At 40.1% G+C, this 13,154-nt stretch carries 10 protein-coding genes; 7 read left to right on the top strand and 3 right to left on the bottom strand.

Annotated features, from left to right (window positions below; all coding sequences use genetic code 11):
* Position 1: 1 nt before the first annotated feature.
* A complete protein-coding gene (locus tag H5122_RS17230) occupies positions 2-2,044 on the bottom strand; it encodes a glycoside hydrolase family 97 protein (RefSeq protein ID WP_182672573.1) in 2,043 nt (680 codons plus the stop codon).
* A 158-nt stretch (positions 2,045-2,202) separates the two neighbouring features.
* Between H5122_RS17230 and H5122_RS17225 the strand changes: the two genes are divergently transcribed.
* The 3 genes from H5122_RS17225 to H5122_RS17215 all read left to right on the top strand — a co-directional run bounded on the left by H5122_RS17225 (position 2,203) and on the right by H5122_RS17215 (position 5,715).
* Positions 2,203-2,826: a methylamine utilization protein gene (locus H5122_RS17225; RefSeq protein WP_182682726.1), complete on the top strand. Its 624-nt coding sequence runs from the start codon at positions 2,203-2,205 to the stop codon at positions 2,824-2,826.
* On the top strand, positions 2,816-4,048 hold the full coding sequence (locus H5122_RS17220; RefSeq protein ID WP_182682725.1) for a hypothetical protein: 1,233 nt from the start codon (positions 2,816-2,818) through the stop codon (positions 4,046-4,048). Before H5122_RS17225 ends, H5122_RS17220 begins: the two co-directional genes overlap by 11 nt.
* A 65-nt stretch (positions 4,049-4,113) precedes the next feature.
* Positions 4,114-5,715, top strand: a complete 1,602-nt coding sequence (locus H5122_RS17215) for a methyl-accepting chemotaxis protein (protein ID WP_182675478.1) — start codon at positions 4,114-4,116, stop codon at positions 5,713-5,715.
* A gap of 180 nt (positions 5,716-5,895) precedes the next feature.
* Here the strand turns inward: H5122_RS17215 and speE are convergent, their stop codons facing one another.
* The gene (gene speE, locus H5122_RS17210) at positions 5,896-6,759 is read right to left on the bottom strand and encodes a polyamine aminopropyltransferase (protein WP_182682724.1); all 864 of its coding nucleotides are present in this window, start codon (positions 6,757-6,759) and stop codon (positions 5,896-5,898) included.
* Positions 6,760-6,958: 199 nt separating this feature from the next.
* Here speE and speA point away from each other — a divergent pair, with 199 nt between their 5' ends.
* From speA to H5122_RS17190, 4 genes are read left to right on the top strand one after another with little or no spacing between them, the layout of a single operon-like run.
* A complete protein-coding gene (speA, locus tag H5122_RS17205) occupies positions 6,959-8,839 on the top strand; it encodes a biosynthetic arginine decarboxylase (protein ID WP_002959544.1) in 1,881 nt (626 codons plus the stop codon).
* A gap of 60 nt (positions 8,840-8,899) precedes the next feature.
* Complete coding sequence (locus H5122_RS17200; protein ID WP_182682750.1) at positions 8,900-9,778, top strand: acyltransferase; 879 nt, start codon at positions 8,900-8,902, stop codon at positions 9,776-9,778.
* Between the two features lie 25 nt (positions 9,779-9,803).
* Entirely contained in the window at positions 9,804-10,724 is a 921-nt protein-coding gene (locus H5122_RS17195) for an acetyltransferase (RefSeq protein ID WP_182682723.1), read from the top strand.
* Complete coding sequence (locus H5122_RS17190; RefSeq protein WP_002959539.1) at positions 10,721-11,980, top strand: mechanosensitive ion channel family protein; 1,260 nt, start codon at positions 10,721-10,723, stop codon at positions 11,978-11,980. The genes H5122_RS17195 and H5122_RS17190 overlap by 4 nt, the downstream gene beginning before the upstream one ends.
* Here the strand turns inward: H5122_RS17190 and chrA are convergent.
* A complete protein-coding gene (gene chrA, locus H5122_RS17185; protein ID WP_182682749.1) occupies positions 11,937-13,091 on the bottom strand; it encodes a chromate efflux transporter in 1,155 nt (384 codons plus the stop codon). The genes H5122_RS17190 and chrA overlap by 44 nt on opposite strands.
* Positions 13,092-13,154: the final 63 nt, after the last annotated feature.

The following is a 13,154-nucleotide window of genomic DNA, read 5'->3' as shown; positions in this document are numbered from 1 at the left end:
ATTAAAGTGCTTTAAAGCGAATAGCGGTACCGCCACTGGTGGCCAGTTTAAGCGTTAGTTTATCGTTTGCAGTTACAATTCGTTTTTCGATAGCTATATCGTACGGATTGTTTTTCCACTCTGCGTTTTTACCATCTTTATAAATTTGCGCTTCAAACTTTTTGCCCTGCTCTAAAAAGTCGAGTTTCACCTCAATTGTTCTGGCTTTCTCGTCAGTAACAGCACCTAGGTACCAATCGTTTCCTGAGTATTTAGTGCTTTTACGTTCTTTACGAGCGAATACAATAAAGTCGCCTACTTCACCATCAATAGCAATACTTTGCTGCCAATCTGTTGGTACGTCCTGAATGAATTGAAACGCATCGGGCTTAGCCAAATAGTTTTTAGGTAAGTCGGCAGCCATTTGAATTGGGCTATACAAAACAACATAAAGTGCGAGTTGTTTGGCAAGTGTAGTTTGTGGGCGGTTTGTATCGCCTCCTAAACCATTAAAGCTCATATCAAAAATACCTGGCGTAAAGTCCATTGGTCCTGCAAGCATGCGGGTAAAAGCAAGCATTGGTACATGCTCTGGTGGATTAGGTGGTGAACCCCATGCATTATATTCTTGTCCGCGTGCGCCTTCGCGCGCAATCCAGTTTGGATAAGTACGGCGCAGGCCTGTATCTTTAATTGGCTCGTGAGTATTAATGCTAATTTTATGTTTAGCTGCAAGTTTTACGTTATAAAGGTATTCGTTAACCATAAACTGGCCGTCATGCCATTCGTGGCGAGCAATACCGTTTTTGTCTATACGTTTTATATTTCCGCCATCGGCTACATAACCTGTTTTTACTTGGCTGACGTTTGATTTTTCGTAAAGTGTAAAGGCATCTTCCATTTGGTCTCGGTAGTTGCTTACATTGCCTGATGTTTCGTGATGGCCAATGAGCTGTACGCCTTTTTCTTTGCCGTATTGAGTCAGTGCTGCTATATCAAAATCATCGTACGGTTTGGTAAAGTTAAATACATCGCCATTAAAGTACCAATCGCCATCCCAGCCAATATTCCAGCCTTCAACGAGTACGCCATCAAAACCATACTGCGCTGCAAAATCCATATAGTATTTTGTGGTTTGCGTAGTGGCGCCATGTTTTTTACCGCTACCCCAAGTTTGCGTGTTTATATGCATACCCCACCAAATACCGACGTATTTGCCAGGTTTAACCCACGACACGTCACCGAGTTTATTAGGCTCGTTTAGGTTTAGTATTATATCTGAATTAACTAAGCCAACAGCGCTGTCGGCTATTTGAATGGTGCGCCATGGTGTTTTAAAAGCGCCTTGCTTTTTAACGGCAATACCATCTGACCAAGGGGTTAAGTCGGCTGTAAATGTGCCTGGACGGCGCTGATTAAGCACCATACCCGCGTAATCAACAAGAGCGGCTTCATGAATACTAATATGAGTACCGTCACTTGTTTTAAACGTAAATGGTGTGTGGGCTAGTGGAGCTTCGTTAAGCGCGGTGGTGTTATAAACATATTCGTAGCGGTTCCAGCCACGAGCAGGTATCCACCATGCTGTTGCATCATGGCTATTGTTTATTGCAAATTCAGTTAACTCTTTAGTTATTTCTGTATGTTCGAAGCCGGTTTGTTGTGGCACTTCGTATCTAAAACCTACACCACTATCAAATGCTTTAAATCGAATAGTGTAGGTACCTTTATTTGGCTCGTTTTTTGTAAAGGTAACGGCTACTTCGTTATATTCGTCAACAACGTTTTGGCGTTCGCCCCAAGGTTGTTGCCACTGCGAGTTAACGCTTTGTTGTTCAATGCTTTTAATTTTAAAGCCATCGCTAAAAGCTGCTTGTGTTTTAAATTCAAACCCCAGTAAAGATTTGTTTATAACCGCTTTGTTTTTAAATTTTATGGCGTAGCTTGGCGTGTTGTTTTCGTCTGAGATGCTTACTGTTATTTGTGTGTCTGGCGATTTTAGCTCTACAGTTTGTCCGTAGCTATTACTAGCAAAGGCTAAAAGCACAAGTGCAGGGATTCTCATGGTGTGTCCTTAGATGAGTCGGTGGTGACATTTAAGGATAATGACTGTTGATGATTAATACGACTGCCTACATACGTATTCAATGTTTTAAAAAATAGAAAGAATTTAGTGGTTTAATCGGTCTATAATGTAAACAAATTGATAATAGCGACAAGAAAATGATAAAAAGCTTACTTTGTGTATTTTTACTAAGTGTTAGTACTGGAGTTTTTGCAGCAAATATAACAATTAAAAATGCTAATAATGGCCCATTACCTAATGCTGTTGTGTGGCTAACTGCAGGAGATTCCTCTAGCGTTATTCCTCCAGAAGCACCTTATGCGATGACCCAGCAAAATCGAGAATTTAAGCCGCGTATTTTAGTTGTCCCACAAAATGCAAAGGTAGAGTTTCCGAATGCGGACTCAATCATGCATCATGTTTATTCATTTTCTAAAGCTAAAACATTTGAATTAAAGCTATATAAGGAGCACCCAAAAGCGCCCATTACTTTTGATCAAACGGGTGTTGTTGAGCTTGGCTGTAATATTCATGATTGGATGTTAGGTTATATTGTGGTGGTAGATAGTACTATTTTTGCAATCACTGATGAAAACGGGAATGTTGATTTAAATGCCAATGCAGGCGAATACACGTTAAGTGTTTGGCATTCTGGATTTAGTGATATTAGTAAGGTTGAATCTCAAACTATTACTGTGGCTACTAACCCGATCACTTACAAAGTAAAGCAGGAAATTGCGGAGCAAATTGACTTTGCTACGGATGAATTTGATGACTATTAATCGCTTAATGAGGCTGGCATTTTTAGCCGGTGCTTTATGTTTTAGTAATGCATTGTATGCACAAGTAAAAGGCTTGATACAAATTAGAGCCGTGCAGGGGGACGATATACGTAGCTTCCAAGAGGGCGGCCTTGGGCTATATCGGCACGATACTAAAAGCGACGAACTTATTTTATCCCAAGGTATTTTAGATTTTAATGTTGATTTAGCATCTAGTTGGTCGGCTCATGGGGTGTTAAATGCGAATCAAGATCCTGACGTTGGCCTTGGTTTTACGCAAGCTTATATAAAGTATCAGCCGCTATCTAACAGCAACTATAAATGGCATGTGCGTGTAGGGGGCTTTTATCCACTTATGTCGCTTGAAAACCCTGATATAGGATGGACTTCTCCTTATAACTATACAAACTCAGCTATTAATAGCTGGATAGGCGAGGAAGTACGCACTGTTGGCGCAGAGGTAACTATTAAGCGCCCAGCAAAACGTTTTAACAGCGCTCATAGCTTTAGTTTTGTAGGTGCTACATTTAAAGGCAATGACCCTGCCGGTACTTTACTTGCTTGGCGTGGTTTTGCATTACACGATAGGCAAACTACATTTAACGAAAGTGTTAAATTTGCGCCTGTAGCGGCATTAAATACGTATGAATTACGCTGGCAAGCTAATCAGGTTTTACCGTTTGAAGAAGTAGACGGACGTTTTGGCTATTACGCTGGCGTACACTGGGATTACTTAAAAAAATCACAATTTCGAATTTATTATTACAACAATAACGGTGACCCAACCACACTTAATATTAGTACAGGGCAGTATGCTTGGGATACTCGCTTTACAAGCGCCGCTTGGCTTTATAAGTTTAATAATAAAACCCGCTTTATAGCACAGGTACTTAATGGTAAAACCGAAATGGGCGCTAATGCTTTAATAGATAATGCCTTTTACAGCCATTATTTAATGTTAAGCCATAAAGAAGGCAAGCATCGAGTTTCTGTACGCTACGATTACTTTAAAGTGACAGATAACGACACAACCGCGTTTGACCCTAATGCAAGTAATGGGGAAGGCTTAACCGCAACATGGCGCTACCAGCTCACTAATAAACTACAAATAGGGGTTGAAGGTTCTGCACTTAAAAGTGTTGCAAAAAATAGAGAGCCAATTGGATTTAATGAACGAATCTCGCAGCAGCAAATAATGCTAAACGCTCAATGGCGATTTTAGGTTTTATAAACTAGATTTATTATCAAAAAGGTAGGTATTAAATGTGAATTTTTTTGGAGTAAGTAATGAATTTGAATAGTATCCGCGTCAAAGTCTCTTTTCCTATTGTTATTTTAGGTATTGCTATCTTGTCGTTAATTATTGGGTATTCATACTTAATTAACTTACAAAAAAATGCATTAGATGTGCAATCCGATAAATTTATTAAGGCTGTGTCTCTTGCTTTGAGTGCCGACAGGGATTTGTATCAAGCAAAGGTTGCTGAGTTAAATTTAGTCGCACATAACGACAATAAAGAAGCTTATTTGCAAAAGCATAAAGAAAATGCCGAGCAAGTAACACAAAGGTTAGAGCAGTACTTAACTTTGTTATCGGACTATCCAAAAGCTATAAATGGGCTTCGCGGTTTTGATGGTGCTTATAATACTTGGTTAAACGCTTCACTGGCCTATATGAATGATAAAACAAATCTAAAAAAACAGTCTCAATCAGAAAAAGCATTTGACGAATTAAGAGCTACGCTTGATCAAGCTGGTGAATTAGCAGAGCAAACATCGGTTGAAGAAGTTCAAAAACTATCAGACACAATTGCTTCAACTAAGTTAACTATGCTTATTTTTGTCATATTAATTTTATTAGTGGCGTGTTGGTTTAGTTACCTTATTCCTAAGCAATTAACACAGCAAATTAACTATGTAACTTCTCGTATTAACGATATAGCCTCTGGTGATGGCGATTTAACTGGCAGGATCGCTATAACGTCTAAAGATGAATTTTCTGAACTTGCAACGCAGTTCAATCGATTTCTCGACAACTTACAGCAATTAATTCGCGATATTTTAGAGCAATCAAAAGAGCTAAGTGAATTAGGAGGTGAGTTAAGTCAGGTTGCAAATAAAAACAATGCTGTAAATCAAACGCTCAGCCAAGCCTCTGAGTCAATAGTAAGTGCAGTGCATGAGATGAGTGTAGCAAGTAGAGAAGTTGCAGGTGTTGCTCAGCAATCATCAACAGAAGCTGATAAATCGTTAAATTTAGCTCAGCAAGGACTAACAGCGGTTGCGCACTCTAGTTCTCGTATTATTTCTTTGTCGCAAAATATGGAGCAAGCTATGGCGCGCTCTACAGAACTACAACAAAGTTCTGATAACATTGCCAAAGTACTTGAGGTTATTCGTGCAATTGCAGAGCAAACAAATCTGCTGGCGCTTAATGCTGCTATTGAAGCCGCGCGAGCTGGTGAATATGGCAGAGGTTTTGCTGTGGTAGCAGATGAAGTAAGAACATTGGCTACACGCACGCAAGTAAGCACAAACGATATTCAAAAAATGATAGAGCAATTTGCAACGAGCGTAGAACAATCAATTAAAGCGATAGATGAAGGTAAGCAATTTGCAGATGATGCGGTTGGCTCGTTTAGTCAAACTAATGATGTGCTTAATGCAATGCAAAGCTCGTCTACTAAAGTAAATGATATGGCGATGCAAACAGCGCAAGCGACTGAAGAGCAGACAACGGTTGCAGATGAAATAAGTCAAAACCTATCATCATTAAACGATCAAACTTTAGAAGGGGGGGCGCTTGCTCGAACTACTGAAGATGTATCTAAAAACATGGAACAATTGACAGATGAGCTAAATCACTTAGTGCATCGATTTAAAGTTTAAATAAACTGATTATTTGGTTAGATAGCTCTTTAAGGTTTTGAAATATAACTGTACTTATGTTGTTTGCCAGCTCGAGTTCAGTTTGAATCGTCATTATAAAAATAAAAAGGGACTTTAAAAGTCCCTTTTTTAATGCAATTTTAACCTTGAGAAGTCAACAAAGCCTAAAGTGAATTAGTATTATTTTTTATCAAAAGCGCGTTTCATGTAGTTAGGTGTAGCGAGTGCACCATGATGAATACCGCTGTTGTAGTATTCACTTTGCTCAGCTATTTGTGCTGCGCCGTCTTCTCTAAAACCGTCAAATGCTTGTGATTTACGTGCAAGTGTTACCGACCATAAACCGCTTGGGTAAATTGGTTGTGGGAATGGCAGTGTTTGTAAATCGTTAAAGCCTACGCTTAGCATTGCTTCGCGCATTTCAACTAATAATGGCATATGCATAAGAGGTGATTCGCTTTGTTGTATTAAAATACCACCTGGGCGCAGTGCATCTAAACAGCTTGTGTAAAACGCATGATTAAATAAACCTTCACCTGGACCCACCGGATCGGTGCCATCAACAATAACCACGTCGATAGATTCGCCAGCGGCTTCGCGCATGTATTTAATACCGTCGTCAAACATAACCGTTGCACGGGCGTCGTTGTTAGATTCACAAAGCTCTGGGAAGTATTTTAACGACATTTGCGTTACTACTTCGTCTATATCTATTTGCGTTACAGTTTCTACGCCTGGGTGTTTTAATACTTCGCGTAAAGTACCGCAGTCGCCGCCGCCAATAATAACGACGTTTTTAGGGTTTGGGTGCGCTAAAAGTGCAGGGTGGCTGATCATCTCATGGTAAAAGAAGTTTTCGCGGGTTGTTACCATAGTACACCCGTCGATGATCATTAAATTACCAAAGTCTGTGGTTTCAAACATTTCTACCTTTTGAAAAGGAGACTGTTTTTCATCTAACTTTTTATTAATACGTAATGAAAATGCGCTGCCATCGCGGTCGCTAATTTCAGTAAACCACTTACTTTGATCTAAATTTGCCATAGTTACTATTACACTTTTTTAGGTTGAGTATGAAAAAGGGGCAATTCTGCCAGTGCTTGGCGTTTTGCTCAATGACATTTTAACTGATTTGACGAATAAAGTTAGTTAGGAGTGAGTGAAAGTTCAATTTTTGTTAGCCTAGTGGATAGTGACGTATTAAAATGCGCCTTTATACCTAATTGACTAAAGAAGAGTTGCCATGACCTGGGGTTTAGAAACAGCACGCGCCACTTATAACGTTGCTCATTGGAGTGATGGTTATTTTGATATTAACGCACAAGGCGAACTGGTGGCTTACCCAGATGGCGACCAAACAAAACCGGCCATTTCTTTAACGCAATTAACAGAGCAGTTTAAACAACAAGGTTTAACGTTGCCGGTTTTAGTACGCTTTACCGATATTTTAAAAAATCGTGTAGACACCCTTACTAACGCGTTTACGCAAGCGCGAGCAAATCGTGAATATAACGGTAAATACACCTGTGTTTACCCAATTAAAGTAAATCAGCAACGTTCTGTAGTAAGTAAGCTATTAGCGCATCCAAGCGGGCTTGTTGGCCTAGAAGCAGGCTCAAAGCCAGAACTTATGGCTATTTTGGGCGTAGCAAAAGAGCCAATCACTATTGTGTGTAACGGCTATAAAGACAGTGAGTTTTTACGCTTAGCATGTATTGGTCAAGCAATGGGCCACAGCGTAAAAATTGTGGTAGAGAAGCTTTCAGAACTAACCACACTACTTGAAGAAATAGACAACCTAGGCATTGAACCTGCTATTGGTATTCGTATTCGCCTAAATTCAGTAGGCAAAGGCAAGTGGCAAAACACGGGCGGCGAAAAAGGCAAGTTTGGTTTAACGGCAGGCCAAGTACTAAGTGCTGTTGAAGTGCTGAAAAAGCATAATAAGCTGCACTTAATGCAAATGGTGCATTTTCATATTGGTTCTCAAATTGCCAACATTCGTGATATTCACCGTGCTTTACGTGAATGTGCACGCCACTTTGCTGAGCTTACGCAATTAAACGTACCGTTAAATACCGTTGATGTGGGTGGCGGCTTAGGCGTTGATTACGAGGGCTCTGGCTCACGCAGTGCGTGTTCAATGAACTACACCGTAGAAGAGTACGCGCGTAATGTAGTGAATGCATTTGCAGAGGTGTGCGATCAGCATAACCTTACGCATCCGGCCATTATCACCGAATCGGGGCGTGCTTTAACCGCTCACCATGCGGTATTAATTACCGATGTAATTGACGTAGAAAAAGCGCCCAATCATTTAAATCCAGAGCCACCGCTTGAAAATAGCGCGTTAGTGCTTGATGAAATGTGGCAGTGTTTACAGCGTTTAAACCCGCGTATGGCACTTGAGATTTATCACGACGCTATGCACTTATTTAGCGAAGCGCACGATCAGTACGTGCATGGCTTAGTAAGCATGCTAGAGTGGGCGAAAATAGAGCAGCTTTACTTTACTATTTTACATCGTGTACGTGCATCGCTTAGTAATAACGCGCGCGCGCACCGTGAAGTCCTCGACGATTTAAACGAAAAGCTTGCCGATAAACTCTTTGTTAACTTTTCATTATTTCAGTCATTGCCTGATGTATGGGGTATTCAGCAGTTGTTTCCGGTTATGCCAATCGAAAACTTAACTCAACCATTGACTCAGCGCGCGATTATTCAAGATATTACCTGTGACTCTGACGGTCAAATCCGCGAATACGTTGAAGGCGCTGGTATCGAAACCAGTCTACCAATACCAGAATATAAACACGGCGAGCAATACCACATTGCTATGTTTATGGTGGGTGCATATCAAGAAATTTTAGGCGATTTACACAACTTATTCGGTGACACTGATTCAGTGCATGTAGAGCTTAACGATGAAGGTTATGTGTTAACCAATGCCATAAAAGGTGATAGCGTTAAGGATGTATTAAAGTTTGTTGACTATGATAGCGCCATTTTAGCTGACAACTTTGCGTACCAAGTTAATAAACTTGATGTATCAGCGCAGTGTAAAGAAGGTTATTTAGCTGAGCTTAATGCAGGCCTTGAAGGCTATACCTATTTTGAAGATTAATTTGTAAGCAACTGAAAGCGCAGTATTAGTGGCTGCGCAATGTTTAAAGGAATGGAAGTAATGTCAGTTATTCGCGGTGTATTTAGTATTATTTTTTACACAATAAACACACTTTTTTGGTTTGTGCCTATTTTTATTTGTGGGCTTATAAAGCTTATACCTATTAAGCCTCTACAAAAGATTATGAGCTGGGCTGCAAAGCAATTTGCAACTATTTGGGTGACCTTTAATAGTTTAAATCAAAAGTTATTTACGCCAACTAAACTTAATGTAACTGGCCTTGAAGACCTTAAGCTAAAGGATTGGTACCTAGTAATTGCAAATCACCAAAGCTGGGTCGATATTTTAGTATTGCAGCGCGTGTTTAACCGTAAAATTCCATTTTTAAACTTCTTTTTGAAAAAAGAGCTTATTTACGTGCCTATTCTAGGTTTGTGTTGGTGGGCGCTTGATTTTCCGTTTATGACCCGCACGAGTAAAAGCCAATTAAAAAAGAATCCAAAGCTGCGTGGCAAAGACTTAGAAACCACGCGTAAAGCCTGCGAAAAATTTAAAGAGATGCCAGTAAGTGTGGTTAACTTTGTAGAAGGCACTCGTTTTACTACACAAAAGCACGCGCGCCAAAATAGCCCGTTTCCACATTTATTAAAACCAAAAGCGGGCGGTATCGCTTTTGTAATGCAAGCGATGGGCGAGCAAATTACTAAAGTGGTTAACGTTACAATTCATTACCCTGATGGCATTCCTACATTCATGGATTTTGCAGGTGGTAAGGTAAAAAATATCAACGTACACGTGGATGTAAGGCCTGTAAGCGAAGAGCTTATTGGTGACTACACCGGCGATTCTGAATTTAGAGTACGCTTTCAAAGCGAGCTAAATCGTTTATGGGAAAATAAAGAGCAAACATTACAATCGCTCGAAAAACACCCCAAATAAAAGGCAAAAATATGAGCTTACAGTTATGCTAAAAAAGTGGTTACCAAATTGGCTTAACGGCTTAATTGTGGGCTGCGTATTGTTTTCTAATGTAATGCTTTTTGGCTCACTAGTATTTGTACTAGGGCTTATTAAGTTATTACTGCCTTTGTCTGTTGTTAACTCTTTATTGCACAGCGCTTATCGAGGGTGGTGCAATGGCAATCGGTTTGGCTTGTGGTTAGGTTGTCCTAGTATTATGGTTGATATAAGTGGCGATTTAAATTCAAAAAGTTGGTATTTACTTATATGTAATCACACGAGTTGGTTAGATATAACTGTGCTTAGCTCATTACATGCATTACCAGCCCCTAAGTTTTTTTTAAAAGATGAATTAAAATACGTGCCTTTTATTGGCACTGGTGCGTGGGCTATGGGTATGCCGTTTATGAAACGGGTAAGCAAAGCACAGCTTGCTAAAAACCCAAAATTGAAAGGGTTGGATGTAGAGCGCACAAAGCACAGCTGTCGCAATTTTCGTCACTATCCTACTACCATCGTTAATTTTGTTGAAGGCACACGCTTTACGCCAGCTAAGCATAATCTGCAGCAAAGTCCTTTTAAGCACTTATTAAAACCCAAAGCGGGTGGCATTGCTTTTGCGCTTGAAGTGCTAGCCAACCAATTTGATGCCATGCTAAATACAAGTTTAGTGTATAGCGGTAAAACAGATCACGTTTGTCGGAACTTACTCAAAGGCGAGCTAGATTCTATTTATGTTTCAATAGACGTAACGCCCATTAATGACAATATGCAGGGCAGCTATCAAACCGATGACGTATTTAAAGCTAATTTTCAACATTATGTGAATGAGCTATGGGTTGCGAAAGATCAGCAGCTTGCCGATATTTATGCTCAACAAGATTTACCTGAACCACAAATCAGTAAGGAAATTGAAACACTATGACCAACACCCACCTACAGGAGTTAATAGCTCCTTGGTTTGAAAAAGTACCCGATGCGGATTTTCTTAGTTCTATTACCGCAGTTTCAATAGGGATTTTTTCTTTATTAATTGTTTACTTATTTACTCGTAGGTTAATGTTACCAGGCATTCAAAAAGTGGTAACTAAGCTTTCGCCTCAACGTATTGGTTCGTTGTCGCCTATGCTTAATAAGCTTAATAGACGTATTGCAGGTATGCTTTGCTGCGTATTATTTTTGGCGACCTTTGACAGTGTTTATCCGGTTAATGAGCTGACCGCTGAAATTTTGAAAACGGTTGGCCAAGCCATACTAATTATTCATGTAGGTTTTATTTTTAGCAGTATTGTAAGCATTGCGGGTTCTATTTATAACCAATTGGAGTTTGCACGCGAAGTCCCTATTCAGGGCTTAATTCAGGTTGTTAAGCTAATCACCTTTATTGTGTGTGCTATTTTAATTGTAAGTATTTTCCTTGAGAAGTCACCCACTTATATTCTCTCTGGCTTTGGTGCTATTGCTGCTGTTACGTTATTAGTATTTAAAGACACTATTTTAGGCTTTGTAGCTAGTATTCAAATCGCAGCAAATCGCCTAGTAACCTATGGTGATTGGATTCAAGTAGAAAACTATGGCGCCGATGGCGAAGTAATTGATTTGGGTTTAAACACTGTAAAGGTACGTAACTGGGATAACACCATTACAACTATTCCAACTTATATGCTAGTTGCGGGCTCGTTTAAAAACTGGCGCGGTATGCAAGAGTCGGGCGGTAGGCGTATTAAGCGCTCACTTAATATAGATATGCACAGTATTTGTTTAGTAAGTGATGAATTTAGAAAGCAAATAGATGCGGCTATTCCGCTTCATGACTATATCAGAGTGACGACATTACCCGCTCAAGTTTCTAATTTAGGGCTGTTTCGTCGTTATGCTGAGGGCTATTTAAAGCAGCACAGTAAAATTAATACGTCGCTTACGTTAATGGTACGAGAGCTACAACCAATGAACCACGGGTTACCGATTGAGTTTTATTGCTTTAGTGAAGACAAACGCTGGATTTCGTACGAGCATCTACAAGCCGAAATAATGGACCATTTACTTGCAGTTTTGCCAGTGTTTGGGCTTAGGGCATATCAAAGTGTTAGTGGGCAATTAAGCCCTCCTAACGAGCAACAAACAGATAAGCCAACATTTAGAGTGATGGCAAATAGTGCTGCAAAAGACCCACAGCAATAAATAAAGCTAAGAGCCACCAAATAGGTGGCTTTTTAAATCGCAGCCATGCAAATGTAATTATTACTAACGCAACCTGCCAAAGGTTATGCACAGCCGATGTCCAAATTGGTGAATACAATGCGGCCGCTAAAAAACCGACTACCGCTGCATTAAGCGCCGCTATTGAACTTGCAAAACGTGGCTTACTTGCCAAATTAATCCAACTCTTCTGAAACGCCAGTATAAGTAAAAAACCAGGCATAAATATAAGCAGTGTAGCTATAAGGGCACCCACTAAAGGCTGCTCAGTAGTAAGTTGTGCGCCTAAGTAAGTAGCAATAGTAAACATTGGCCCTGGCACTGCCTGTGCACTCGCGTAAGCACTTAAAAACTGATCATCACTCAATGCTGGTACGCCAGCTTGAAGTACCGGCAGTACTACGTGTCCGCCGCCAAACACCATTGCACCCGCTTGGTAAAAAGGGGTAAACAAAGCAAACTCATACCCTAGTGGAATAAAGCTAACCCCAAGTAAGAGCGCAAATAACCCCAGTGCAATCCAATTAATATTACTGTTTTTACTGCTAACATCGTCTGCTACTGTGCCAAGTTTTAATAAAGGCCATATAGCACCTACTGTTGCAGCGGTGATTAGAATCGCTATTTGAGTTCCCATCATTGGAAATAACACCAAGGCAAGTGTACTCATTATCGCAAGTAACTTAAGCGCAGCACTCGTACAAAAGCTTTTAGCCATACTAAGTGTGGCATCCGCGACTATAACAACGGCAAATAACTTTAAGCCTGCAATAATTGCAAAGTAAACAGCGTCAAACTGATGGGCACTAACCGCAAGCAGCACCATTATTAAAAACGAAGGCAAGGTAAAGCCTACAAAAGCAGCTATACCACCCAGTACTCCTGCACGCTCAACACCAATAGCAAAACTAACTTGGCTAGAGCCTGGCCCTGGTAATGCTTGGCTTAAACTAATAAGTTGTGCGTAACGGGTGTTAGTTAGCCAATTTAACGAATCTACAAAGTGGCGCTTAAAATAGCCTAAATGCGCAGCGGGGCCACCAAAACTCATGCACCCTAGTAAAAAAAATTGTCTAAAAATAGCAATTAACATTGCGCCAATATCCTTTGTAAAATTCATTAAATTGTCACAGCGTAGTATGACATTTTTATTAAA

Origin of the sequence: Pseudoalteromonas sp. SG43-8 (genome assembly GCF_014164245.1) — a bacterium.
Classification (GTDB): Bacteria; Pseudomonadota; Gammaproteobacteria; order Enterobacterales; family Alteromonadaceae; genus Pseudoalteromonas; species Pseudoalteromonas distincta.
The sequence above is the reverse complement of the archived record's forward strand: the minus strand, read 5'-3'. Positions and strand labels throughout refer to the sequence as shown.

Coding starts and splice junctions, on each gene's coding strand:
- H5122_RS17230 (WP_182672573.1), bottom strand. CDS start 2,044: ATGAGAATCCCTGCACTTGTGCTTTTAGCCTTTGCTAGTAATAGCTAC.
- H5122_RS17225 (WP_182682726.1), top strand. CDS start 2,203: ATGATAAAAAGCTTACTTTGTGTATTTTTACTAAGTGTTAGTACTGGA.
- H5122_RS17220 (WP_182682725.1), top strand. CDS start 2,816: ATGACTATTAATCGCTTAATGAGGCTGGCATTTTTAGCCGGTGCTTTA.
- H5122_RS17215 (WP_182675478.1), top strand. CDS start 4,114: ATGAATTTGAATAGTATCCGCGTCAAAGTCTCTTTTCCTATTGTTATT.
- speE (WP_182682724.1), bottom strand. CDS start 6,759: ATGGCAAATTTAGATCAAAGTAAGTGGTTTACTGAAATTAGCGACCGC.
- speA (WP_002959544.1), top strand. CDS start 6,959: ATGACCTGGGGTTTAGAAACAGCACGCGCCACTTATAACGTTGCTCAT.
- H5122_RS17200 (WP_182682750.1), top strand. CDS start 8,900: ATGTCAGTTATTCGCGGTGTATTTAGTATTATTTTTTACACAATAAAC.
- H5122_RS17195 (WP_182682723.1), top strand. CDS start 9,804: ATGCTAAAAAAGTGGTTACCAAATTGGCTTAACGGCTTAATTGTGGGC.
- H5122_RS17190 (WP_002959539.1), top strand. CDS start 10,721: ATGACCAACACCCACCTACAGGAGTTAATAGCTCCTTGGTTTGAAAAA.
- chrA (WP_182682749.1), bottom strand. CDS start 13,091: ATGTTAATTGCTATTTTTAGACAATTTTTTTTACTAGGGTGCATGAGT.